At 61.8% G+C, this 23605-nt stretch carries 21 protein-coding genes and 1 tRNA gene; 16 read left to right on the top strand and 6 right to left on the bottom strand.

Annotated features, from left to right (window positions below; all coding sequences use genetic code 11):
- Positions 1–37: 37 nt before the first annotated feature.
- Together glyS and ACZ5TB_RS03890 are read right to left on the bottom strand one after the other, a co-directional pair.
- Positions 38–2407: a glycine--tRNA ligase subunit beta gene (gene glyS / locus ACZ5TB_RS03895; protein WP_464792076.1), complete on the bottom strand. Its 2370-nt coding sequence runs from the start codon at positions 2405–2407 to the stop codon at positions 38–40.
- A 73-nt stretch (positions 2408–2480) separates the two neighbouring features.
- Positions 2481–3353, bottom strand: a complete 873-nt coding sequence (locus ACZ5TB_RS03890; RefSeq protein WP_464792075.1) for a glycine--tRNA ligase subunit alpha — start codon at positions 3351–3353, stop codon at positions 2481–2483.
- Between the two features lie 187 nt (positions 3354–3540).
- On the opposite strand from ACZ5TB_RS03890, the gene ACZ5TB_RS03885 reads away from it, so the two are divergent.
- From ACZ5TB_RS03885 to ACZ5TB_RS03845, 9 genes are all read left to right on the top strand, one after another.
- A complete protein-coding gene (locus tag ACZ5TB_RS03885; RefSeq protein WP_464792074.1) occupies positions 3541–4431 on the top strand; it encodes a TraB/GumN family protein in 891 nt (296 codons plus the stop codon).
- Positions 4428–5306: a TraB/GumN family protein gene (locus ACZ5TB_RS03880; protein ID WP_464792073.1), complete on the top strand. Its 879-nt coding sequence runs from the start codon at positions 4428–4430 to the stop codon at positions 5304–5306. The genes ACZ5TB_RS03885 and ACZ5TB_RS03880 overlap by 4 nt, the downstream gene beginning before the upstream one ends.
- A gap of 111 nt (positions 5307–5417) precedes the next feature.
- Entirely contained in the window at positions 5418–6032 is a 615-nt protein-coding gene (locus ACZ5TB_RS03875; RefSeq protein WP_464779450.1) for a 50S ribosomal protein L25/general stress protein Ctc, read from the top strand.
- Between the two features lie 147 nt (positions 6033–6179).
- Complete coding sequence (gene pth / locus ACZ5TB_RS03870) at positions 6180–6749, top strand: aminoacyl-tRNA hydrolase (protein ID WP_464792072.1); 570 nt, start codon at positions 6180–6182, stop codon at positions 6747–6749.
- Between the two features lie 134 nt (positions 6750–6883).
- Entirely contained in the window at positions 6884–8512 is a 1629-nt protein-coding gene (locus ACZ5TB_RS03865) for an alpha-D-glucose phosphate-specific phosphoglucomutase (RefSeq protein ID WP_464792071.1), read from the top strand.
- A gap of 61 nt (positions 8513–8573) precedes the next feature.
- Positions 8574–9278, top strand: coding sequence for a DUF2490 domain-containing protein (locus ACZ5TB_RS03860; RefSeq protein WP_464792070.1), 705 nt, complete (start codon positions 8574–8576; stop codon positions 9276–9278).
- Between the two features lie 69 nt (positions 9279–9347).
- Positions 9348–10448, top strand: coding sequence for a redox-regulated ATPase YchF (gene ychF, locus ACZ5TB_RS03855; RefSeq protein ID WP_464792069.1), 1101 nt, complete (start codon positions 9348–9350; stop codon positions 10446–10448).
- A gap of 4 nt (positions 10449–10452) precedes the next feature.
- Entirely contained in the window at positions 10453–10980 is a 528-nt protein-coding gene (locus ACZ5TB_RS03850; protein WP_464792068.1) for a DNA-deoxyinosine glycosylase, read from the top strand.
- A 57-nt stretch (positions 10981–11037) separates the two neighbouring features.
- Complete coding sequence (locus tag ACZ5TB_RS03845) at positions 11038–11499, top strand: MaoC family dehydratase (RefSeq protein WP_464792067.1); 462 nt, start codon at positions 11038–11040, stop codon at positions 11497–11499.
- Positions 11500–11512: 13 nt separating this feature from the next.
- Here ACZ5TB_RS03845 and ACZ5TB_RS03840 read toward each other — a convergent pair whose 3' ends face one another.
- Both ACZ5TB_RS03840 and mutL read right to left on the bottom strand, forming a co-directional pair.
- Positions 11513–12055, bottom strand: coding sequence for a hypothetical protein (locus tag ACZ5TB_RS03840; RefSeq protein ID WP_464792066.1), 543 nt, complete (start codon positions 12053–12055; stop codon positions 11513–11515).
- Positions 12052–13830, bottom strand: a complete 1779-nt coding sequence (gene mutL, locus ACZ5TB_RS03835; protein ID WP_464792065.1) for a DNA mismatch repair endonuclease MutL — start codon at positions 13828–13830, stop codon at positions 12052–12054. Before mutL ends, ACZ5TB_RS03840 begins: the two co-directional genes overlap by 4 nt.
- Before the next feature lie 159 nt (positions 13831–13989).
- Between mutL and ACZ5TB_RS03830 the strand changes: the two genes are divergently transcribed.
- The 6 genes from ACZ5TB_RS03830 to ACZ5TB_RS03805 all read left to right on the top strand — a co-directional run bounded on the left by ACZ5TB_RS03830 (position 13990) and on the right by ACZ5TB_RS03805 (position 19835).
- On the top strand, positions 13990–15036 hold the full coding sequence (locus ACZ5TB_RS03830; protein WP_007685698.1) for a rod shape-determining protein: 1047 nt from the start codon (positions 13990–13992) through the stop codon (positions 15034–15036).
- An 18-nt stretch (positions 15037–15054) separates the two neighbouring features.
- The gene (gene mreC, locus ACZ5TB_RS03825) at positions 15055–15969 is read left to right on the top strand and encodes a rod shape-determining protein MreC (protein WP_464779441.1); all 915 of its coding nucleotides are present in this window, start codon (positions 15055–15057) and stop codon (positions 15967–15969) included.
- Positions 15966–16493, top strand: a complete 528-nt coding sequence (gene mreD / locus ACZ5TB_RS03820; RefSeq protein ID WP_464779440.1) for a rod shape-determining protein MreD — start codon at positions 15966–15968, stop codon at positions 16491–16493. Before mreC ends, mreD begins: the two co-directional genes overlap by 4 nt.
- Positions 16490–18520, top strand: a complete 2031-nt coding sequence (gene mrdA, locus ACZ5TB_RS03815; RefSeq protein ID WP_464792478.1) for a penicillin-binding protein 2 — start codon at positions 16490–16492, stop codon at positions 18518–18520. The genes mreD and mrdA overlap by 4 nt, the downstream gene beginning before the upstream one ends.
- A complete protein-coding gene (gene rodA / locus ACZ5TB_RS03810; protein WP_464792064.1) occupies positions 18520–19635 on the top strand; it encodes a rod shape-determining protein RodA in 1116 nt (371 codons plus the stop codon). The genes mrdA and rodA overlap by 1 nt, the downstream gene beginning before the upstream one ends.
- Positions 19636–19759: 124 nt before the next feature.
- Positions 19760–19835: transfer RNA gene (locus ACZ5TB_RS03805), tRNA-Lys, on the top strand.
- Between the two features lie 231 nt (positions 19836–20066).
- Here ACZ5TB_RS03805 and ACZ5TB_RS03800 read toward each other — a convergent pair.
- Positions 20067–20474, bottom strand: coding sequence for a MarR family winged helix-turn-helix transcriptional regulator (locus ACZ5TB_RS03800; RefSeq protein WP_464792063.1), 408 nt, complete (start codon positions 20472–20474; stop codon positions 20067–20069).
- A gap of 63 nt (positions 20475–20537) precedes the next feature.
- On the opposite strand from ACZ5TB_RS03800, the gene ACZ5TB_RS03795 reads away from it, so the two are divergent.
- The gene (locus ACZ5TB_RS03795) at positions 20538–22352 is read left to right on the top strand and encodes a chloride channel protein (RefSeq protein WP_464792062.1); all 1815 of its coding nucleotides are present in this window, start codon (positions 20538–20540) and stop codon (positions 22350–22352) included.
- A gap of 182 nt (positions 22353–22534) precedes the next feature.
- Here ACZ5TB_RS03795 and ACZ5TB_RS03790 read toward each other — a convergent pair whose 3' ends face one another.
- On the bottom strand, positions 22535–23572 hold the full coding sequence (locus tag ACZ5TB_RS03790) for a rod shape-determining protein (RefSeq protein ID WP_464779435.1): 1038 nt from the start codon (positions 23570–23572) through the stop codon (positions 22535–22537).
- Positions 23573–23605 lie beyond the last annotated feature (33 nt).

The raw sequence follows: 23605 nt of genomic DNA, 5'->3' as shown, positions 1-23605 counted from the left end.
TATCCTCTATTGCTGTGAAGCGTCGGACTTTTCCGAACTACCCTGCAATTTTCGAGAAGTCGGCGACCGCATGCACGGCGTCCCGCACCCGCGCCAGCAGCGCGAGGCGAGCCGACCGCTTGTCCGGATCAGCGTCGTTCACGGTCACCTTGTCGAAGAAAGCGTCGATCGGCGCGCGCAATGTTGCGAGTGCGGCCATGGCGCCTTCGAAATCTTCCGCCTGAACAGCTGCGGTTGCGTGTGGTTCGGCGGTGTCGAGGGCGGCGATGAGATCGGCTTCGGCGGGTTCGGGGGTGTAGGTCAGTTCGACCTTTTCAGCGGTTTCGACGCCTTCCTTCTTCAGGATGTTGGCGGCGCGCTTGTAACCGGCGAGGAGGTTGGTGCCGTCGTCGGTGGCGATGAAGGACTGGAGCGCCTTCACGCGGGCGAGCAGGCGGACGAGGTCGTCCTCGCCGCCGAGGGCGAAGACGGCGTCGATGAGGTCGTGGCGGACGCCCGCTTCCTTTTGCTGGACCTTGAGGCGGTCGGCGAAGAAGTCGATAATCGCTTCTATTATACTCGCCACTGATCCCAAGAATGCCACATGTTCGGCTACTGCCGTGCGATCGAGATGTAAGCCTTGCTTCGCCTGAGCGCCAAACCAATATAAGCCGACTTGCTCAACGTCGTAGCCGCCAAGAGTATAACGAAAGAAATCGTCCCAACATTCAGATTCTCGAGGCGCATCATAGAGCCGACCGTATTCTTCAATCGGCTCGTTGTTCTTATCAAAGCTAGTGAAGCGAATATCTTCGGAGAAGATATTCAGCCGACCTTCACGCAACCAAGCTTGCAAGCTCTGCCAATAGGTATGCCCCACAACATTACTCAAAGGCAGACGCAATGCGTTTTCGAGAATAAGAGAAATTGCTCCGAGGACCGAGCGCCGCAGCGCAAATGGGTCTTTGGAACCCGTCGGTGTTAAACCGACAGCAAAGAAGTGAATGATGCTGTCCAGCTTATCCGCCAGCGACACCGCCACCGTCACCGGCGCGGTTGGCACATCGTCGCCCTGCCCGACCGGCTTGTAGTGGTCGCGGATGGCGTCGGCCACGGCATCAGGCAGACCTTCGGCGCGGGTGTAGTAGCCGCCCATGATGCCCTGAAGTTCGGGGAACTCGCCGACCATTTCGGTGACGAGGTCGGCTTTGGCTAGGCGGGCGGCTTGTTCGGCTAGGTTGGCCAATTCAGCGACCGTTGGCGCCTGCCCACCCCCGGCCCCTCCCGCTTGCGGGAGGGGGGAAGAAGTTATGATGCCTTGTTCTACCAGCCAGCGGGCTAGTTTGGCTACGCGTTCCACCTTGTCGGCGACGGTGCCTAGCTTTTCGTGGAAGGTGATGCGTTCGAGCTTCTTGGCGTGGTCTTCAAGGCTCGTCTTGCGGTCCTGTTCCCAGAAGAAGCGAGCGTCGGAGAGGCGGGCGGCGAGGACCTTGCGGTTGCCTGCGATGATGGCTTCGCCGCCGTCCTTCGCCTCGATGTTGGCTGTGCAGATGAAGGCGGGGGCGAGTTTGCCCGCGCCATCACGCAGCACGAAATATTTCTGGTTTATCCGTAGGGTTAGCTGGATGACTTCAGGCGGAACCTCAAGAAACGCCGGATCGAAATCGCCTAGCAGCGGGACCGGCCATTCCGTCAGCCCGGCATTCTCCGCGATGAGGCCCTTGTCCTCGATCACGGTGTAGCCCTTCGCGGCGGCGGCTTCGTTCGCCTTTGCCTCGATGATCGACTGGCGTTCCTGATGACTGACGATCACATGGCAGGCGCGCAGCTTTTCGACATAGTCGTGGGCGCTACCGATCGTGATTTCGCCGGGGTGGTGGAAGCGGTGGCCGAGGGTGGCGTAGCCGCTGCGGACGCCTTCGATTTCAATGTCGACCAAGTCTTCGCCGAGGATCGCGACGATGCCTTGCAGCGGGCGGACCCAGCGGAGGCTTTCGGTCGTCTGGGAGGCCGTGCCCCAACGCATCGACTTGGGCCAAGGGAAGGCGCGGACGATGGTGGGGACGGCTTCGGCCAGAACCTGCGCCGTCGCGCGGCCGGGCTTGTTGACCGTGGCGAACCAGACGCCGTCGCGGTCTTCGAGCTGGTCTTGTGTCAGGCCGGTCTTGCGGAGGAAGCCTTCAAGCGCCTGCGCGGGGGCGCTGGTGCGGGGGCCTTTGAATTCCTCGCTGACGGCGGCGGTTTCCAGCGGGAGGTTGCGCGCGATCAGGGCGAGGCGGCGGGGGGTGACGAAGCTGTCGATGTTTTCGGGCTTCAGGCCAGCCTTTGCCAGTTCTTCGGTGAAGAGGCGGGCGAGGTCTTCCGATGCCTTGAGCTGCATCCGGGCCGGGATTTCTTCGCAGCGGAGTTCGAGGAGGAAGTCGCTCATTCCGACACCATATTCTGAAGAGAAGTAAGGGGCTTCGACAGGCTCAGCCCGAACGGGAAGAGAGGGGCGCGCATCACGCGGCCCACCCGTTGACTTCCATCCACTTTTCGCAGGAGCCTTTTGCAAGGTCGCGGACGCGGCCGATGTAGCTGGCGCGTTCCTGCACCGATATCACGCCGCGCGCCTGGAGCAGATTGAAGACATGGCTCGCCTTGATCGCCTGATCATAGGCGGCGAGCGGGACGCCCGCCTCCAGCGACGCCTTGCACTCGGCCTCGGCGTCCTTGAACCAGCGGAACAGCTTTTCCGTGTCGGCGATCTCGAAATTCCATTTCGACATCTGCTGCTCGTTGGCGAGGAAGACGTCACCATAGGTGACGCCCGCGTCGTTGAACTTCAGGTCATATACGCTGTCCACACCCTGAATATACATGGCGAGGCGTTCGAGGCCGTAGGTCAGCTCGCCCGCGACCGGCTTGCAGTCGAAGCCGCCCATCTGCTGGAAATAGGTGAACTGGGTGACTTCCATGCCGTCGCACCAGACTTCCCAGCCTAGGCCCCATGCGCCAAGCGTCGGGCTTTCCCAGTCATCCTCGACGAAGCGAATGTCGTGGATCAGGGGATCGATGCCGATCTCGACCAACGACCCCAGATACAGCTCCTGAAGGTTGGCCGGGGACGGCTTCATGATCACCTGATATTGGTAATAATGCTGGAGCCGGTTGGGATTTTCGCCATAGCGACCGTCGGTCGGGCGGCGGCTGGGCTGCACATAGGCGGCATTCCAGGCATTGGGACCAAGGCTGCGCAAGGTGGTGGCGGGGTGGAAGGTGCCCGCGCCGACCTCCATGTCATAGGGTTGCAGGATGACGCAGCCCTGCTTTCCCCAATAGGCGTGCAGGGTCAGGATCAGGTCCTGAAAGGAGAGCGGCTTACCTGTCGCCACGGACGGTCCCTTGCGAAAATGACGGTTTGATCGCGCGCGCCTTGGCGCAGGAGGGCTTTTGGGTCAAGGAAAAGCGGGTGCGAAGGGGGTTAATCCACTTGCCCAAATGCCGCCTGCCCCGCATGGATATGGCGAAACTCTTCGCAATGGATCGACAGCCGGTATGAAATGGTCGCTTTCGCGCTTGATGGTCGCGGGTTTACTGCTGCTAAGCGGCTGCACTCAGGAACAGCAGGCCACCGCTCGGCCGCCAGCGACGAAGACCGCCTATGCGACGCCCGCCCTGTGGCAGGTGAAGGATGAGGATACCACCATCTACCTGTTCGGCACGGTGCATGTGCTGAAACCCGGGACCGAATGGTTCAGGGGCGGGATCAAGCAGGCATTCGATGCGTCAGACGAGCTGGTGCTGGAGATCGTGGAGCCGGAAGATCCGCAGGCGATGGCCGCAACCATGGCGCATACGGCGCTGGCGCATGACGGGGTGAAGCTGTCGGATCGTCTGGATGCCGACATGCGGGGTAAATATCAGGCGGCGATGGCGGCGAACGGCTTGCCATGGCAGATGTTCGAGCCCTTCAATCCCTGGATGGCTGGCATGGCGCTGGCGGTAAAGCCGCTCGAAAAGCTTGGCTATCAAGCGGACCTTGGCGCGGAGAAGACACTGACGTCCGCAGCAAAGGCGGCGGGCAAGAAGATAGGCGCTCTGGAGACGGTGGAGCAGCAACTGGGCTATTTCGCCGGGCTGCCGATGGACAGCCAGGTCAAGTTCCTGAACGCGACCGTGGAGGGTCTGCCGGACATGGACAAGGAATTCTCCCGCCTGATCGCGCACTGGCAGGAGGGTGATCCGGACAAGCTGGCCGCTGAAATGAACGAATCGCTCGAAGCTACGCCGGAACTGGCTCAGGTGCTGCTGATTCAGCGGAACATGAATTGGGCCAAATGGATCAAGGAACGGCTGGCGCACCCCGGAACGGTGTTCATCGCTGTCGGCGCCGGGCATCTGGCAGGCAAGGGCAGCGTACAGGAGCAGTTGAAGGGAATGAACGTCGCATCGGCCAGGGTCGCCGAGTGAGCTTGCTACGGTGGCTGGGCCTATGCGCGCTGCTGCTGATCGCGGCGTGCGGGCCGGAGCCGGTGTCGCCTCCGACAGGTGGCGGGCCTGCACTATGGCGAGTGCAGGGGCATGGAGTCGATGGATGGCTGTTCGGGACCATTCATGTGCTGCCCAAGGGGGTCGACTGGCGGACGGAGAAGATCCAGCAGGCGATGGACGCTTCTGACCAGTTGGTGCTCGAATCTGCGGAAATTCAGGACCAGATGCGAACGAGGGCGCTGTTCGAGAAGATGGGCCGCAGCCCCAATCTCCCCACGCTCGAAGCCCGTGTGCCTGCGGACAAGCGGGATGAGCTTCAGCGGATCGCTGGCGAAGGGGGCGCTAATATGCAGCTTCTGTCCGGATATGAAAGCTGGGCAGCCGCGATGCTGCTTTCGGCGGCGGCTCAGCAGTCGCTGCGCCTGAGCGCCGATGAGGGTGTCGAGCCCGTGCTGATCGCCGCATTTCAGAAGGCGGGCAAGCCAATTGGCGGACTGGAGACGGTGGCGCGGCAGTTCGGCGCCTTTGATACCTTGCCCGAGGCCTCGCAGCGGCAACTTCTGACCCAGACTGTGGCGGAGGCCAAGGGGATGAAGATGCTATATGAACGCATTCTTCATGCCTGGCTGAAGGGTGACATGGCTGCGATCGCGCGCGAGGATCAGGGTGGAGAACAGCCCGATCCGGTGGTTGAAAGGGCGGTGTTGATTGCCCGCAATCGGGACTGGAGCGAAGTTATCGCCAAGCTGAAGGGGCACCCCTTCATCGCGGTGGGCACGGGGCATCTTACGGGGCGGGACAACCTTATCAGCTTGCTTGAGGCGCGCGGCTACAAAGTGACACGGGTGCAATAGCGCCGCGCCCTTGCCTTTGCCCGCCTTTCTGCTACAGGGCCGCCTTCCCGTGATGGTCATCCCTGGAGGCGTTGCGGGAAGTTTTGACATATCAGCTTTTGGAGACACGCAATGAGCGAGCAGCTTACGCTGTCGGCAGAGGCACGCGATCGGGCAGGCAAGGGAGCCTCCCGCGCTCTCCGCCGTGAGGGCCGCGTACCCGCCGTCATCTATGGAATGAACGAAGAACCCCAGTCGATCCATGTCGAGGAAAAGCTCCTCAACAAGCTGCTCGGCACCGGCCACTTCTTCAACTCGGTCGTCATGGTCGAGGTTGGCGGCAAGCAGGTTCGTACCCTGCCCAAGGATGTCGCTTTCCATCCCGTGACCGATCGTCCGCTGCACGCCGACTTCCTGCGCGTTTCGGAACATGCCACCGTTCACGTCAATGTGCCGGTTCGCTTCGCCAATGAAGACGCTTCGCCTGGCCTGAAGAAGGGCGGCGTGCTCAACATCGTCGCGCATGAAATCGAACTGATCGTCGACGCGGCCGAAATCCCCGACGACGTCGTTGTTGACCTGACTGGCCTCGACGTGGGCGAATCGATCCACATCGGCACGGTGAAGCTGCCCAAGGGCGCGAAGGCTGCGCATGATGAGAGCGACTTCACCGTCGCGACCATCGTTGCACCGTCCGCCATGAAGAGCGCCGAGGGCGACAACGAAACTCCGGCGGAAGGCGAATAAGCCTTTCACCCCCGGCTAACCGATTGCCGGTTTGCTCACCCCCGTTTGGGCTGAGCTTGTCGAAGCCCTTTGCTTTTCCTTGAAAGAGAAGAGAGGTCCTTCGGCAGGTTCAGGCGAACGGGGGTTCGCTTTGTTTGGAGACGTGGGATGCAGATCTGGGTCGGGCTGGGCAATCCGGGCACCCAATATGCGATGCACCGGCATAATGTCGGCTTCATGGCGGCCGACGTCATCGCCGACATGCACAGCTTCTCCCCGCCCAAAAAGCAGTTTCAGGGATGGGTGCAGGAAGGTCGTATTGGACCTCAGAAGATCATCCTGCTGAAGCCCGCCACCTTCATGAACGAAAGCGGCCGGTCGGTCGGCGATGCCATGCGCTTTTATAAGCTGACGCCGCAGGACGTGACCGTCTTTCACGACGAACTGGACCTTGCGCCGATGAAGGTGAAGGTAAAGCGCGGCGGCGGCAATGCGGGACATAACGGCCTGCGATCGACGGATGCGCATATCGGCCCGGACTTCCGCCGCGTGCGGATCGGAATTGGGCATCCGGGGCACAAGGACCGGGTGCATGGCTATGTGCTTGGCAATTATCACAAGAGCGAGATGGATGCGCTGGCCGACATGCTGGGCGCGATCGGCGTCGAGGCAGAATGGCTGGCCAAGGGCGACGACGCGCGCTTCATGAATGAGGTGGCGCTGAGGCTGGCGGACTGATCTGCGGGCATGCGCTAATAAGTGAAAGTCCGTTCCGCCGCCCTGTCTGTGCGGTGAAATCAGGGGAATGGATTGCGCAGTGCAGCATTGCCGGGCCATAGAAGACGCCTGCTCCACTTCCCAAAGGGATACAGGTGATACTGACCGTCTCGACTAAGCCTTTCAATGACCAGAAGCCGGGCACTTCCGGTCTGCGCAAAAAGGTGCGCGTCTTTCAACAGCCTCATTATGCCGCCAACTTCGTGCAGTCGGTGTTCGACAGTCTGACCGGATTTGAAGGACAGACCCTGGCGGTCGGCGGCGACGGGCGATATCTCAACCGCGAAGTCATCCAGATTGTGCTCAAGATGGCGGCCGCCAATGGCTTCGGCCGTGTGCTGGTCGGGCAAGGCGGCATATTATCGACCCCTGCGGCATCGCATTTGATCCGATCGTCAGGCGCGTTCGGTGGTCTGCTTCTGTCGGCCAGCCATAATCCCGGAGGCCCGGACGAGGATTTCGGCATCAAATATAATGTGGGCAATGGCGGCCCCGCGCCGGAGAAAGTGACGGACGCGATCCATGCCCACACGCTCACGATCGACAGCTATCGCATCATCGATGCGGACGACATCGACATCGACACCATCGGCACGGCCCAGCTTGGCGGAATGACGGTCGAAGTGCTCGATCCGGTTGCCGCTTATGCCGACCTTATGGAGCAACTGTTCGACTTTCCAGCCATTCGGGAGATGATCGGCCAAGGCTTCACCCTCTCCTTCGACGCAATGAGCGCGGTCACCGGCCCTTATGCGACAGAGATTTTCGAGCGGCGCCTGGGCGCACCCTCCGGAACCGTGCGCAATGGCACACCCCTGCCCGACTTCGGGCATCACCACCCCGACCCCAATTTAGTCCACGCAAAGGAATTGTACGACCGGATGATGGGCGAAAACGCGCCCGATTTCGGTGCTGCGTCGGACGGCGATGGCGATCGCAACCTGATCATCGGCCGCAACTGCTATGTGACGCCATCGGACTCGCTCGCGGTGCTGGCGGCCAACGCGCATCTTGCGCCCGGCTATGCGAAGGGCCTCAAGGGCATTGCGCGGTCGATGCCCACCAGTGGCGCTGCCGACCGGGTGGCGGCAAAGTTGGGCATTTCGCTTTACGAGACGCCGACCGGATGGAAATTCTTCGGCAACCTCCTGGACGCGGGCATGGCGACGATCTGCGGCGAGGAAAGCGCGGGCACGGGTTCGGATCATGTCCGGGAAAAGGATGGCATCTGGGCCGTGCTACTGTGGCTGAACATCCTGGCGGCCCGCAGGCAAAGCGTGACGGAGATCATGCAGGCGCATTGGGCTACTTACGGCCGCAACTATTATGCGCGGCACGATTATGAAGCCATCGCCAAGGATCGCGCCGAAGCGCTGATGGGTGCGCTGCGGGACAAGCTTTCCACCTTGCCCGGAACCTTGAACAGTGGCGGCACCGTGAAGAGCGCGGATGATTTCGCCTATACTGATCCTACCGACCAGTCCATCAGCCGCAATCAGGGTATCCGCATCCTGTTCGAAGATGGTTCGCGCATAGTGTTTCGCCTCTCCGGCACCGGCACCGAAGGCGCTACCTTGCGCGTCTATATTGAACGCTATGTAGATCGTGACGGCAACCTTGGTATGGAAACCGCCGACGCCCTCGCGCCGCTGGTCCGGGCCGCGCAAGACATCGCGGATATCGAAGGATTTACCAGCATGGACCGGCCGAGCGTGATCACCTGACAGACATAAAAACTTATCCGAGGGACATGGGACGGCAAGAGCGAAAGACTAGGTACGCGCCATGTTTCGCTCCCGCACTATTGCTCGTTCTTTCCGCGCATTTCTAGGCGCCTGCCCCCTTCTAACCGGCGCTGCCGCGCATGCGGCGACGGCCGAAGATGAGCAGGTCTGGGTGAATCTGACTGCCATGGGACCGGTCAGCGGCGACCTCATCTATTTCGCCGAGATCCAGCCCCGGTTCGGCAATGGCGCCTCACGGGCCGACCAGACTCTCCTGCGCGGTGCGGTTGGATGGAAGCTGTCGCCCGATCTATCCGTCTATCAGGGCTATGCGCATATCGTCCTGCCGTCGCAGGGCGGGCGCGACGTCAATGAAGAGCGTAGTTTTCAACAGATCAACTGGACGATCGGCAAGCCTTGGGACGGCGAACTATCGTCCCGCACGCGGCTGGAGCAACGCTGGCGTTCGGATGGCAACGGCATGGGATGGCGACTGCGGGAGATGCTCCGCTATGAAAGGCCGCTGAAAACTGACAGTCGGGCCGTCAATGCGCTGGTTTATGCGGAAGGATTTGCCGCTCTCAACAGCACGGATTGGGGGCAAAGGGCGGGCTTCGACCAGCTACGCAGCTTTGTCGGCGCGGAGGTCAAGCTGATGGGCAAGTCCACGGCTGAGATTGGCTACCTCAACCAGATCATCAACCAGCGGGGCGGGAACGAGCGCATGAACCATGTCGCGTCGATCACCCTCTTCTTCCGGCGCTGAGCACAGGCTGGCCTTCGGACGCGGAACAGGCTATCGGCCCGGCCATCATTTTGACGTGAAGGCAGTTCCATGGGTTTTCGTTGCGGTATCGTCGGGCTTCCCAATGTGGGCAAGTCCACCCTGTTCAATGCGCTGACTGAAACGCAGGCGGCGCAGGCGGCGAATTATCCCTTCTGCACCATCGAGCCCAATGAAGGCCGCGTCGCCGTGCCCGACGACCGGCTTCAGACCATTGCGAAGATTGGCGGCAGCGCCAAGATCATCGAAACGCAGCTGTCCTTCGTCGATATTGCAGGCCTGGTTCGCGGCGCTTCCAAGGGCGAAGGGCTGGGCAACCAGTTCCTCGCCAATATCCGCGAGACGGACGCCATCGTCCACGTCCTGCGCTGTTTTGAGGATGGCGACATCACCCATGTCGAGGGCAAGGTCGATCCTATCGCGGACGCGGAGACCGTCGAGACTGAGTTGATGCTGGCGGACCTGGAAAGCCTGGAAAAGCGCGTGCCGAACTTCGCCAAAAAGGCGGCGCAAGGCGACAAGGAAGCAAAGGTGGCCGCATCCGTGCTGGGCAAGGCGCTGGACTTGCTGCGCGACGGCAAGCCCGCGAGGCTGACGCAGCCCGCCGATGACGAGGAGGCCCGCATCTTCCAGCAGGCCCAGTTGCTGACCGCCAAGCCTGTCCTCTATGTCTGCAATGTCGAGGAAGAAGCGGCGGCGGAGGGCAATGTCCATTCCGCTCGTGTGTTTGAGAAGGCTGCGGCAGAGGGCGCGAAGGCGGTCATCGTATCGGCCGCGATCGAAGCGGAACTCATCACCATGCCGGTCGAGGAGCGCGCCGAATATCTGGAAGCGCTGGGCCTGACCGAAGCAGGTCTCGCCCGCATCATTCGGGCAGGTTATGAATTGCTCGGACTCATCACCTTCTTCACCGTTGGTCCGAAGGAAGCACGCGCCTGGACTGTGACCAAGGGGTCGAAGGCGCCCCAGGCGGCAGGCGCGATCCATACGGATTTCGAAAAAGGCTTCATCCGCGCCGAAACCATGGCCTATGCCGACTATGTCCAGTTCAATGGCGAAGCCGGAGCCAAGGAAGCGGGCAAGTGGCGGTCCGAAGGCAAGGATTATGTGACGCAGGACGGCGACATCATGCTGTTCCGCTTCAACGTCTGACGCCGTGACGCTGCGGCCCGGCCAGATACCGGCCCAGCGCAAGGCCGCCTTTCCACCGAGCGTCGATGAACGCACGACACTGCTGATTCTCGGCAGCCTTCCGGGGGATGCCTCGATCAGGCAAGGCGAATATTATGCTCATCGCGGCAATGCTTTCTGGTCGCTGATGGGTGATGTGCTGGGCGAGGATTTGCGCGCCCTTCCCTATGCCATGCGGCTGAAGCGTTTGCGTGGGCGAGGCGTTGGTTTGTGGGACGTGATCGAGAGCGCAGACCGGGAAGGTAGCCTCGACAGCGCGATCCGTGGCGCGGAACTTCGGGATTTACGCGCCTTTATCGCGCGCCTGCCTGCGCTGCGAGCGATTGCCTTCAACGGCAAGACGGCGTCTGTGCATGGCCGCCGCCAGATCGGCGCAGACACGGGGCTGTCCTTGATCAACCTGCCGTCCAGTAGTGGCGCTAACACCATGCTATCCCGCGACAAGAAGGCAGAGCTGTGGCGGATGCTGCGCCAATGGATCGCGCCATCCTGACATTGACGTAAACGTAAGCCTTGCCTAGATCATCTGCAACGTGAGAGGTGCTGGATCATGAGCGAGATTGTCTATTTCGAAGATGTGGAAGTCGGCAGCAAGCTGGAGTTCGGTTCAATCACCGTCACCCGCGACGAGATCATTGCCTTCGCCGCTGAATTCGATGCCCAGCCCTTTCACCTTTCGGACGAAGCTGCGGCAGAAACGCATTTTGGCAGCCTGTCGGCCAGCGGATGGCACACCACTGCGCTGTTCATGAAGATGTTCGTCGCGAAAATGCAGGCTGGCGGACATCAGGATGCGAGCCTGGGTGCCATGGGCATAGATGAACTGCGCTGGTTGCGGCCGGTCAGACCGGGCGACACGCTGCGGGGCGCATCAGAGGTTGTGGAAAAGAAGGCCTCGCGCAGCAGGCCGGAGATGGGCATCATCAAGAGCAAGGTGACGATCTTCAACCAGGATGACGAGCCGGTCATGACGCTGATGCCCATCGTGCTTTTTCGCACCCGTCCGAACTGAACGGATCGGCAGCCTATCTGTCGCGCTTTGGCGGCAGTGGCTGGTTGGCGAGAGCATCCGCAGCCATCAGGCGTATCTGGCTGGCTGACGAGTTCGACAGTTGAACGAGGTGCAGGCCCGGCGGCAGATCGAACCAGACGATCTTCTTAATGCCCGAACATGCGGAGCCATGACCATGGGCGGCAGAGGCGACTGCGCTGCGGCCGGTGACGATATCGACCCAGGCGGAACCAGACAGGCCTATACCCACCCGTGCAGGTGCCTTGATCGCCAGGCTGAAGAGGCCGCCATAGCTTTTAGGCTGCTGACGTCCGGGCTTCACAGCATATTGGACCTGCGCTGAAGGACGCAAGGTTGCGACGATCGGCTTGCCGAGGATCAGCCGGGGCGCGGAAGCTGCTTCGCCCGCCGCTGTCTCCGAGCCGCTCTGGTTCCAACTTGTCCATGGTTCGGGGGGAAGCGGCGCATTGCGGCATGGGTCAGCGCCGTGCGTTGCGGCAAGGGCGGGCACGGACAGGCTCAAGGTAGCCAAGCAGGCGATCATGCGCATGGTCATTTCCTCCCAAACAGCTTCTCGATGTCGCCATGACCCAGCTTCACCCAAGTCGGACGGCCGTGGTTGCACTGGCCACTACGCGGCGTGATTTCCATCTCGCGCAGCAGCGCGTTCATTTCCGTGACGCTCAGCATACGACCGGCGCGCACCGATCCGTGGCATGCCATCGTCGCCGCGACCAGATCGAGCCGTTCCTTCAAGGACAGAGCATCATCATAGGCAGCCAGATCATCGGCGAGGTCGGTGACGAGTCCCTGCACATCACCCTGCCCCAGCATTGCGGGGACCGCGCGCACGAGCATGGCGGAGGGACCGAACCGCTCCAGTTCGAGACCGAAGTCGCGCAACTCATCGATGCGCGTTTCGAGGCGGTCGCAGGCGGGCTCGTCCAGTTCGACTACTTCGGGCAGCAGCAGCGCCTGTGCGGCGACGCCCTGTCCCTCCATGGCGCGGCGCATGCGTTCGAGCGTCAGGCGCTCATGCGCGGCGTGCTGATCGACGATCACAAGCCCGTCCTCAGCCTCTGCGACGATATAGGTTCGCGCTACCTGCCCGCGCGCGACGCCAAGCGGGAAGCTGGTTCCTTCCGGCGCGGGTGCGGCGGCGGGTTCCGCGCGCGCTTGCGGCGGAGGGGCGAAGAAGGAAGGGCGGCGATCGGCGAATGCTGCGGCGGGGGGCGTGTAGGATGCTGACGCAGCTTCGAAGATGGGGAGTGCATTGATGGGGGTGGGCGATACAGGCTCTGCCCTCCAGGCGGAAAGGCTCGCCGGGTCGGCCTGCTGCACGGATCGGAACCCTTCCGCATCGAGTGCCCGGCGCACGCCTGAAACGATCATGCCCCGGATCATGGCTGGATCACGGAAGCGGACCTCGGTCTTTGCCGGGTGGACATTGACGTCCACCTCCAGCGGCGGAACGTCGAGGAACAGAGCCACCACGGGATGCCTGTCGCGTGCGAGCATGTCGGCATAGGCACCGCGCACCGCTCCTATCAGCAGGCGATCGCGAACCGGGCGGCCGTTCACGAAGAGGAACTGATGATCCCCGACGCCACGATTATAGGTCGGGAGCGATGCAACGCCTGACAAACGAACGCCTTCCCGTTCGAGCGAGACTATCACATGATTCTCGGCAAGCGCACGGTCGGTGAGCGCGGCAACCCGATCCTCCCGCGCTTCTCCTGCCTGCACGGCGACGGCTCGGCGGCCGTCATGCTCCATGGTGAAGGCAACGGAGGGGTGCGCCATCGCCAGGCGGCGGACGATGTCGAGGCAGGCGGCATATTCCGCCTTGGCCGAGCGCAGGAATTTGCGGCGGGCGGGCACCCGCGCGAAAAGCTGCTCCACGGTCACGCGAGTGCCGGGCGGTAGGGCGGCAGGCCCCTCAGACAACAGCGCGCCATTATCGACAGTGCGGTTCCAGCCGTCCTGCCCCTTGGGCCTACTGTCGATCGACAGGCGCGCGACGCTGGCGATGGATGGCAGCGCCTCACCGCGAAAGCCCAAGGTCGATACATTTTCGATCGCATCGTCCGGCAATTTCGACGTCGCATGCCGCTCCAGCGCCAGTGCGATCTCGTCAGGCGCCATGCCGCAGCCATCGTCGCTGACCTCTATCCGGTCGAGCCCGCCGCCGCCTAACCTTATGGAAATGCGGGTTGCTCCGGCATCCAAAGCGTTTTCAACAATTTCCTTGAGCGCGCTGGCGGGTCTTTCGACCACTTCACCGGCAGCGATACGGTTGACCAGATGTTCGGGCAGGCGGCGTATTGACATTGATTAGTGACTAGCCCAAGCGAGCGCTTTCCGCGAGCCGTTGCCCCCGAAAATTTTGCCTCATCACACGGAATGATGACAGGGGCGGCGGAACGTGGCAGGGACCTCCGAACGCCCCGGTTCGCGTCGCCGGGACGGGCGGGCTGAACAGGAACAAGCATGTCGATCTTTTCGCGACTTTTCAAACTCTCCTCCCAGGATATGGCTATCGATCTCGGCACGGCGAACACCGTCGTTTATGTGCGGGGCCGCGGAATCGTGCTGAATGAGCCATCGGTCGTGGCGGTGGAGACACTGAACGGCGTGAAACGGGTCAAGGCCGTGGGCGACGATGCCAAATTGATGATGGGCAAGACGCCCGATTCGATCGAGGCGATCCGCCCCCTGCGCGACGGCGTGATCGCCGACATCGATGTCGCCGAACAGATGATCAAGCACTTCATCACGAAGGTGCATGGCGGCAAGTCGCGCCCCTGGCGCTTCCCTGAGATCGTGATCTGCGTGCCGTCAGGCTCCACCAGCGTCGAACGCCGCGCGATTCGCGATGCGGCGAGCAATGCGGGCGCGAGCCAGGTCTTCCTGATCGAGGAACCGATGGCCGCCGCGATCGGCGCCGACATGCCAGTGACCGAGCCCATCGGATCAATGGTCGTGGACATTGGCGGCGGCACCACCGAAGTCGCAGTGCTTTCGCTTCGCGGTCTTGCCTATACCACTTCCGTACGTGTCGGCGGTGACAAGATGGACGAAGCCATCGTTTCGTTCGTCCGCCGCCACCACAATCTGCTGATCGGTGAGGCCACCGCCGAGCGCATCAAGAAGCAGTTCGGCGTGGCCCAGCCCCCCGAAGACGGTGTGGGCGAAACCATCCACATCAAGGGTCGCGATCTCGTCAACGGCGTGCCCAAGGAAATTTCCATCAACCAGGGCCAGATCGCCGACGCGCTGGCGGAACCGATCAGCACCATCGTTGAGGGTGTCCGGATCGCTCTGGAAAATACTGCGCCGGAACTGGCGGCGGACATTGTGGATCAGGGGATCGTTCTGACTGGCGGCGGCGCGCTGCTGAAGGGTCTGGACGATGAATTGCGCGACGAGACCGGCCTGCCCGTCACGATCGCCGAAGATCCGTTGACCTGCGTTGCCATCGGCACCGGCCGCGCGATGGAGGACCCGATCTTCCGAGGCGTGCTGCAGACCGCTTAAGGTCAGGGGGACCACAGCATGGCGCGGCCATCCAGCCGACGTCCCGGCCATAACCGCAAGGCGCAGTACAGCCTGTTCGCCAGCTATGTTGTGGCGGTAACGGGTGCGGCTGCTGGCCTGCTGCTGGTCGCCGTGGCAATTTTCGATCCCACAGGATTCGCGGCGATCCGTATGGCTACGGCGGAAATCTCCCGCCCCGCGTCGCTCGGCCTGCGCAACATGGTGAGCGGAGCCAGTTCGCTGGACGACGTGCTGACCGCCTATTGGCGCGCCGGATCACAGAATATCGCCTTGCGCCATCAGGTGGATGCTGATCGCAACCGAATCATCGAGGCGAAGGCGATCGCGCAGGAAAATCTGCGCCTCAAGAAGCTGTTGAAGCTGGTCGATGAAGATCAGAGCGACCTTCTCACGGCACGACTGATATCCTCCTCTTCCTCCAGCGCCCGCCGTTTCGCCCGCCTGAACGCCGGCCGATGGCAAGGCGTCCGCCCCGGGATGCCGGTACGTGCATCCGAGGGCCTGGTGGGCCGCATCCACAGCGTTACGCCCAACACGGCTGACGTGCTGCTGCTGACCGACAGCAGCAACATCGTGCCGGTCCGTCGTGCGACGGACAGCGTCGCGGCTATCTCAACCGGACTAGGCGATGGAACCGTCGAAATCCGTTCCCTCGCGGCAGGCCGAAATCCGTTCAGTCCCGGCGACATCCTGGTTACATCAGGTGTCGGCGGTATATATCAACCCAATATTCCGGTTGCGGTTGTCGTGCGCATAGCGGGCGAGATCGCCTATGGTGTGCCGCTCGCCAATCCGTCGAAAGTGGATGCCGTGATCGTCGAACGCTCCTTTGAAGAGGTCGTGAGCCGCAGCAGCCCGACCACACCTGAAGCCGCGTCAGCCGAAGCGGCGGCGAACGCCAGCGCGCCATGATCGACCCGCACCTCCAGCATGTTCCCAGGCTGGGCCGCTCTCCGTCCACCTTTCGTCTGACCGGAACGCCCGTCATCACGGTCATGCTGGGATCGTCGATCACAATCCTGCCGATTATCGCGCAGGCGCCGATCATGCCGCCCTTCGGTTTGCTGCTATTGCTGTCATGGCGATTGCTGCGCCCAGAGTTGTGGCGCGTCTGGATCGGCGTTCCACTCGGCCTGTTCGACGACATCATGAGCGGGCAGCCAATCGGATCGGCGATGTTCCTGTGGACCATGATGTTGATCGGGATTGACGCCGTAGAACATCGCATGGTGTGGCGCAGCTATCGGCAGGACTGGCTAATCGCGGCGGTAGCCATTATCTTCTGTATCGCCGGTGGCCTGTTCTTTGCTCGGATTACCGGCGGAGGAAACATCAAGCTGGAACTGGTCGCCCCACAAATGCTCTGGACGATCCTGCTCTTCCCCTTCGTGGTGCGGCAATGCGCCCGGATCGATCGCTGGCGCGTGATGGCATGAAGCTGCCCAAGCTCAAGCGTAAGATCGTCACCGAGGCATCGCTATCTTTCACCTTCACCCGTCGAGCGATGGTCGTTGGGGGACTGCAAGCCGGGATCGGCGCCATGCTGATTGGCCGAATGGGTTGGATCAGCGTCGCGGAGAACGAGAAATATAATCTTCTTTCGGAAAGCAATCGCGTCAACCTGACGCTCACTCCCCCGCGTCGTGGGTGGATATTGGATCGGAACGGCCGCGCGCTGGCGAATAACCGAACGGATTTTCGCGTCGACCTGATTCCGGAGCGTGTCACTGATCCGGAAGGCACGTTGCGCAACCTGGCGCACCTTCTGGGATTGGCTCCGGACGAGGTTGAGCGGATCAGGACCGAACTGGACAAGGCGCCCGGTTTCCGGCCAGTCCAGGTCGCTGAAAAACTAACCTATGACCAGTTTGCAGCCGTCAGCGTTCGTTTGCCCGACCTCCCCGGGGTCGCCCCTAGCCAGGGGTTTTCTCGCTATTATTCCACGGGATCAACGGTTGGCCACCTACTAGGCTATGTTGGCGCAGCATCAGCGAAGGATTATGAGAAGCGCAAGGACCCGCTGCTGATTACCCCAGGCTTCAAGGTGGGCAAAGAAGGCCTGGAGAAATGGTTCGACCTTGAGCTTACAGGGAAGCCCGGGGCCAAGCGGGTCGAGGTGACGGCGCGCGGCAAGATCGTTCGGGAGTTGACTACGCGACCCGACGCGCCGGGTAATGCAGTGAGACTTACCATCGATGCCGGACTTCAAGATTATGCTGGGCGTCGGCTAGGTGCAGAATCCGGTTCCTGCATTGTCATCGATTGTCTGACAGGAGAAATCCTGTGCATGGCGTCGATGCCCGCCTATGATCCCAATAATTTCTCTGACGGCATCAGCCATGATGAATGGGACATGCTGTCGAGCGATGAACGCCATCCGCTGATCAACAAATCCTTGAACGCCCTTTATCCGCCGGGTTCGACCTTCAAGCCGATGGTGGCGATGGCATTGCAGAGCGCCGGGATCGATCCGAAGGAACGGGTGCACTGTCCGGGAGGATACCGGCTGGGCAACCGGTTCTTCCGTTGTCTTGGCCGCCACGGTTCGGTGGACATGCACCGCGCTCTGGCCAAGAGCTGCAACACCTATTTCTACACGATGGGCAACCGGGTCGGCATCGACGTGATCGCTCGGATGGGACATGCCATGGGGTTTGGCGAAAAGTTCGACCTTCCGGTGACTTCGCAAAGCTATGGTACCATGCCTGATACCGAGTGGAAGATGCGTCGCTATGACCAGAAATGGACCGCATCCGACACGCTCAATGCGTCCATCGGCCAAGGTTATGTGGTCGTGAATCCTCTGCAACTGGCCGTCATGGCCGGGCGGATCGCGTCGGGCCGTAACATTCAGCCCCGTTTGGTGAAAGGCCGCTATCCCGAAGCACCGTTCATGCCCTTTCCCAAGGAGCATTTCGACGCCGTGCGAGCGGGCATGTGGGAAGTGGTGAACGGTGATGGAACTGCGGGACGCAGCCGCCTGGACCTGCCCGGCATACAGATGGGCGGGAAGACCGGCACTGCGCAGGTCCGAAAGATAGCGGGCAGCCAGCGCGGGCAAAGCGGTGCATGGAAATATCGCGACCATGGCCTGTTCGTCTGCTTCGCTCCCACAAGCAATCCGCGCTATGCCGCATCGGTTGTGATCGAACATGGGATGGGCGGCTCACGCGCCGCCGCCCCTGTAGCCAAGGATGTGCTGACCTTTCTGTTCGATCCAGCAAAGGCTATGGCAAGGCTGATTGAATTGGAGAAAGGCTGGGGTGGCACCCCTGCTGAGCGCATGGAGCGGCAGATGGCAGCCTATCGCCTCGCCAAGGCGATCAGGAAGGGAGAGGCCGTGCCTGATGGGGCCAAGGCTTCAGAGGCGGTGAGCAGCGGCAACGCAGCATCGCCAGCCAATGCGTCGGCCACTGCTAACAGCGCTCAGCCTCAGCGCGGTCCGAACACGGAAGCAGATTGATGAGCATTGTTCCCCAGCCACTTACGGAATTCCCTTGGCGGGTGGTGGGCCTTCTAGTCGCGATCGCGGGCTTTGGCACTCTCGTACTCTACAGCGCTGCGAGCGGCAGCATTACGCCATGGGCGATCAACCAGGGTGTGCGGTTCGTCATCTTTTCGGTGATGGCCTTCGTCATCAGCCGGGTGCCGCTCGAAATTTTCGCGCGGTTCGCTTTCCCCGCCTACGGGGCTGTTCTCATCTCGCTGGTGCTTGTCGAACTGATCGGCGGCGTTGCGGGCGGCAGTCAGCGATGGATCAACCTTGGCTTCATGCAGTTGCAGCCATCGGAATTCATGAAGCCGATCATCGTTCTGGCCGTCGCGCGCTTTTATGCTTTGCTCCCGGTAGGTGAAATCCGCCGCTGGACGGCGATATGGCCCGCGCTCGTCCTCATCGGGGTGCCATGGGCGTTGGTTCTGGTACAACCGGACCTGGGGACAGCGACGATGATCGCGGCGGGCGGCGTAACAGTCATGTTCCTGGCCGGATTGCCGCTGCGCCTGTTCGTGGGGTCGGGCCTGGTGATAGCGGCGATCATCCCGATCGCCTTTAGTTTCCTGCACGACTATCAGCAAAAGCGCGTGCTCATCTTCATGGATCCGGAAAGCGATCCGCTGGGTGCGGGCTACCATATCAGCCAGTCGAAGATCGCGATCGGGTCGGGCGGCATCTGGGGCAAGGGCTTCCTAAAGGGCACCCAGAGCCACCTCGACTATCTTCCCGAAGGTCATACCGACTTCGTCTTCGCCACCATGGCGGAGGAATGGGGTCTTGTCGGCGGGATATTCCTGATCGGCGCGTTCCTGCTGCTCTTCCGGTGGGGTATCGGCGTATCGCTGCGCGCGCAGGACAAATATGCGCGGCTGGTCGCGGCGGGCCTGACCACGACGATCTTTTTCTATGTCGCGATCAACCTCATGATGGTGATGGGCCTCGCTCCTGTCGTTGGTATTCCCCTGCCTTTCATGTCCTATGGCGGGTCGTCCATGTTGACCGTCATGCTGTGCATCGGGATCATCATGGCCATTGACCGGTCCAGCCGACGGGGCGGGAGACGGCCCGGAAATTGGGGCTGAAAGTAGCCGCTAGCCAAAATTTTCCGCACTGCGGCGATTTACTGTTTGCAAAGCCGGAGGATAATGCTAACCGCCCGGCCACGCCAAGGCGAGGCTCCAAACGGAGCGATCCGAAAGCGAGTGTGGACGCATAGCTCAGTTGGTAGAGCAGCTGACTCTTAATCAGCGGGTCCTTGGTTCGAGCCCAAGTGCGTCCACCATTTTTCCCAGAACAACAGCATTTCATTCCGGGATGGCACTGGCGCGCCTTGTTCTACCGGACCTGCCGTAAGAAGATTTCTCGTCCCGGATGCTGCGACCGGATTTCGCTTCACAGAAGCGCGCCGTCGGCTAGTTTGGCTGGCAGAGGCCCAGCGATCCCACCCTCATCCAAACATGACGAAGTTACGCGTCACGCGTAGAATTTACACGAAGCGCGCAGGGTCTGCTCCTTAAACCGCAACCCTTTCCAATAACTCCATCAACAGCGGCCGCAGCCGCCCGATTTCCTGCCGATGCGCGGCGCTGAGTGTGGTGAGTATCCCGTGCGCCTGCTCAGTTAGTTCGAGCAGCGCCTGTCGGCGATCCTGCTCCGATAAACGGCGCCGCACGAGGCCCAGCGCCTCCAGTCGGTCGACAAGGCCGGTCGCGCTATGGGGTTTCAGGATCAGCCGTTCCGCGACATGCCCTACCGTCGCCCTACCCCGTGGTGCGGCGCGGATCGCGAGGAGAGCTTGATGCTGCTGGGGCGTCAGACCGCACTGCGCCGCCTCCCTTTCGCTGAACGCCTGAAACTGCCGCAGGGAGAAGCGGAAATCGGCAAGGGCCGCATAGTCATTGTCGGTCAACTCATCGGCCATGCAACATCATAGCGTGCTAAGGGGCGTTGATAAATATCGTAATACGATATAGTTGCTCCCCGCATGGCATCATCGACCTCCTCTCCATCGCAAAGCCTTCTTGCCGATCATAGCGCCAACCTACGCATGATGATGCTGGCCGCCGCCGCACTGATCGTGGGGACGGGCGGTGCTCTGGGCGCATGGCTGCTGCTTCGGGCGATTGCGGTGGCGACTAATCTCTTCTGGTTTGGCCGTCTCTCTGCCGCCCCTGCTGCGATCACGGACAACGCGCTAGGGATCGGCGTCATCGCAGTTCCGGTCATAGGCAGCCTGATCGTGGGCGTGATGGCGCGTTACGGGTCGGAGAAGATCCGGGGGCACGGCATTCCAGAAGCGATCGAGGCGATCCTCTATGGCGAAAGCCGCTTGTCGCCCAAGGTCGCGGTGCTGAAGCCCCTCTCCTCTGCCATTTCCATCGGCAGCGGCGGCCCGTTCGGCGCCGAGGGGCCGATCATCATGACCGGCGGAGCGATCGGGTCTCTATTCGCTCAACTCTTTCATCTGAGCGCGGCGGAGCGCAAAACCCTTCTGGTCGCGGGCGCGGCGGCGGGTATGACAGCGATCTTCGGCACGCCAATGGCCGCTATCCTGCTCGCCGTTGAGGTTCTGCTGTTCGAGTGGAAACCGCGCAGCTTCGTGCCAGTGGTTATTGCGGTACTGATCTCACTGCTATGGCGGCCAGTGCTGATCGAAAGCGGGCCGCTCTTTCCCGTGCATCATGCGGTAATGCTAACTCCCGTGCTGATTGGCATCGCACTGGGCATGGGGGCGATCGCAGGGGTGCAAGCGACGTTGCTGTCCGCGCTGCTGTATCGGATCGAGGATATGTTTGGGCGTCTGCCCGTCCACTGGATGTGGTGGCCAGCGATCGGGGGGCTTGCCGTCGGTATCGGCGGACTGGTGGACGCGCACGTGCTGGGCGCGGGTTATGAGAGTATCAGGGGACTCCTGGACGGGTCGTTGGCGGTGCGGGTGGCGCTGGCGCTGTTGGTGGTCAAGGCGGCGGTGTGGCTGATCGCGCTAGGATCGGGCACATCGGGCGGCGTGCTGGCGCCGCTCTTGATGTTGGGCGGAGCGTTGGGCTTTTTGCTGGGCCAATATCTGCCGGGCGGGAGCGCACTATGGGCAATGGCCGGGATGGCCGGGACGATGAGCGGGGCGATGCGCGCGCCGCTGACCGCCGCCTTGTTCGCGGCCGAGCTAACCGGGGATTTCGCGATGCTGCCGCTGACGATTGCGGCGTCGGTAGGGGCCTATGCGGTGAGCGTGCTGTTGATGCGGCGGTCGATACTAACCGAAAAGATTGCACGGCGCGGGCGGCATGTTCTTCAGGAATATGCGGTTGATCCGTTCGATTTCCTTCAGGCAGGGCAAGTGATGACGCGAGAACCGCAGACGCTGGAAGGAACGATGTCCATTGGCGCGGTCATCGCCTTCTTTGCGGGGCAGGCCGTCCATCGCAGTTATCCGGTGGTGGACAAGGAAGGGCGGCTCATCGGCCTTGTTTCCCGTTCCGATGCGCTGCGCTGGCAGGTGGACGGCGCACCTACCCAAGCGACCCTCGCAGAAGTCTTGTCCGATGCATCGCAGCCCTATGGCACGCCAAGTGATCCGATCAGCCGCATCGCGGACATGATGGTCGATGCGGGCATCGGCCGCATCCCGATCGTCGAGCCCGCATCGGGCAAGGTCATCGGCATTGTGGCGCGGCAAGACCTGCTCAAGCTGCGCTCCGTCCATCACGGCGCGGAGGTGGCTCGTACGAGGGGAGCCGTTCGGTCGGCGGGGGTACACGATCAAGGCAATACGGTTATGGCGGCCCGCGAAGATCGCTGATCCAACCATTAACCCAAGGAAGGAATTTAGGGCATGATCCGTGTCAGGAAGGCGCGATGCGCTCTATCGTGACGATCCGGGCACGACATCTTCAGAAACGATATTGCTCGATCGACCACCCCGTTGGGCGGAGCCATCTGAGCCACCTTTCTCCGCGCCTCAGCGCCTGATTTCCCGGATGATCAGGAAATGGCCAGAACGCCCTGATAGGCGGGATCTTCCAGAGCTTTGCCCGCTCCCATTGCCACGCACATCAGCGGCATTTCCGCGACCTTCACTGGCAAGCCGGTCTCCTCCATCAGCGCCTGGTCCAGTCGCCGCAGCAGCGCGCCGCCGCCCGTCAGGGTGATGCCTTCCTCGATGATGTCCGCCGCCAGTTCCGGCGCGGTCTGCTCCAGCGCCGTCCTGACCGCCATCTTGATCTGGCCGACAGGTTCGGCGAGCGCGTCCGCGATTTCCGCCTCGCTGATCGTCATTTCGGCAGGGCGGCCATTCACCAGATCGCGGCCCTTGACCACTATCCGCCGTCCTTCGCCATCGGGTAGCGTCGCCGCTCCGAGTTCACACTTCACCCGTTCGGACGTTGCTTCGCCGATCAGCAGGTTGTGGTTGCGCCGGATATGCGATGCGATCGCGTCGTCCATCCGGTCACCGCCGACCCGCGCGGAATTGCTGTAAGCGATACCACGCAGCGACAGGACCGCGACTTCCGTTGTTCCGCCGCCGATGTCGACCACCATGGCGCCGCGCGGTTCCGTAACCGGCAATCCCGCGCCGATCGCCGCCGCCATCGGTTCCTCGATCAGTTGGACATGGGCGGCCCCGGCATTGGCGGCGGCGTCGCGCAGCGCGCGCCGTTCCACCATGGTCGATCCAGAGGGAACGCAGACCACAACCTCATGGCGTCGGCCAAAGCGGCTGCCGTTCAGCGCCTTGTCGATAAAATGCTTGATCATCTGTTCGGCCACATCGATGTCCGCGATAACGCCATCGCGCAGAGGCCGGATCGCCTGAATGTTGGCGGGCGTCTTCCCCATCATCAGCTTGGCTTCATTGCCTACGACCTTTACGCGGCGAAACCCCTGGCGGGTCTCGATGGCGATGACCGACGGCTCATTGAGGACGATCCCCCGGTCGCGGACATGGATAACCGTGTTAACGGTGCCGAGGTCGATGGCCATGTCAAAGGCAGAGGACGAGAAAAACCGGGGCAATTTCATCGAAAGAAGGCAATCTTTTTGCGGGAGAGAAAG

This window comes from Sphingobium sp. TomTYG74 (assembly GCF_055393875.1).
The sequence above is the reverse complement of the archived record's forward strand: the minus strand, read 5'-3'. Positions and strand labels throughout refer to the sequence as shown.

What these genes read in the sequence shown, in the direction of transcription:
- glyS (WP_464792076.1), bottom strand. Translation starts at nt 2,407, where the DNA reads ATGAGCGACTTCCTCCTCGAACTCCGCTGCGAAGAAATCCCGGCCCGG.
- ACZ5TB_RS03885 (WP_464792074.1), top strand. Translation starts at nt 3,541, where the DNA reads ATGGTCGCGGGTTTACTGCTGCTAAGCGGCTGCACTCAGGAACAGCAG.
- ACZ5TB_RS03875 (WP_464779450.1), top strand. Translation starts at nt 5,418, where the DNA reads ATGAGCGAGCAGCTTACGCTGTCGGCAGAGGCACGCGATCGGGCAGGC.
- pth (WP_464792072.1), top strand. Translation starts at nt 6,180, where the DNA reads ATGCAGATCTGGGTCGGGCTGGGCAATCCGGGCACCCAATATGCGATG.
- ACZ5TB_RS03860 (WP_464792070.1), top strand. Translation starts at nt 8,574, where the DNA reads ATGTTTCGCTCCCGCACTATTGCTCGTTCTTTCCGCGCATTTCTAGGC.
- ychF (WP_464792069.1), top strand. Translation starts at nt 9,348, where the DNA reads ATGGGTTTTCGTTGCGGTATCGTCGGGCTTCCCAATGTGGGCAAGTCC.
- ACZ5TB_RS03845 (WP_464792067.1), top strand. Translation starts at nt 11,038, where the DNA reads ATGAGCGAGATTGTCTATTTCGAAGATGTGGAAGTCGGCAGCAAGCTG.
- ACZ5TB_RS03840 (WP_464792066.1), bottom strand. Translation starts at nt 12,055, where the DNA reads ATGACCATGCGCATGATCGCCTGCTTGGCTACCTTGAGCCTGTCCGTG.
- mutL (WP_464792065.1), bottom strand. Translation starts at nt 13,830, where the DNA reads ATGTCAATACGCCGCCTGCCCGAACATCTGGTCAACCGTATCGCTGCC.
- ACZ5TB_RS03830 (WP_007685698.1), top strand. Translation starts at nt 13,990, where the DNA reads ATGTCGATCTTTTCGCGACTTTTCAAACTCTCCTCCCAGGATATGGCT.
- mreC (WP_464779441.1), top strand. Translation starts at nt 15,055, where the DNA reads ATGGCGCGGCCATCCAGCCGACGTCCCGGCCATAACCGCAAGGCGCAG.
- mreD (WP_464779440.1), top strand. Translation starts at nt 15,966, where the DNA reads ATGATCGACCCGCACCTCCAGCATGTTCCCAGGCTGGGCCGCTCTCCG.
- mrdA (WP_464792478.1), top strand. Translation starts at nt 16,490, where the DNA reads ATGAAGCTGCCCAAGCTCAAGCGTAAGATCGTCACCGAGGCATCGCTA.
- rodA (WP_464792064.1), top strand. Translation starts at nt 18,520, where the DNA reads ATGAGCATTGTTCCCCAGCCACTTACGGAATTCCCTTGGCGGGTGGTG.
- ACZ5TB_RS03800 (WP_464792063.1), bottom strand. Translation starts at nt 20,474, where the DNA reads ATGGCCGATGAGTTGACCGACAATGACTATGCGGCCCTTGCCGATTTC.
- ACZ5TB_RS03795 (WP_464792062.1), top strand. Translation starts at nt 20,538, where the DNA reads ATGGCATCATCGACCTCCTCTCCATCGCAAAGCCTTCTTGCCGATCAT.
- ACZ5TB_RS03790 (WP_464779435.1), bottom strand. Translation starts at nt 23,572, where the DNA reads ATGAAATTGCCCCGGTTTTTCTCGTCCTCTGCCTTTGACATGGCCATC.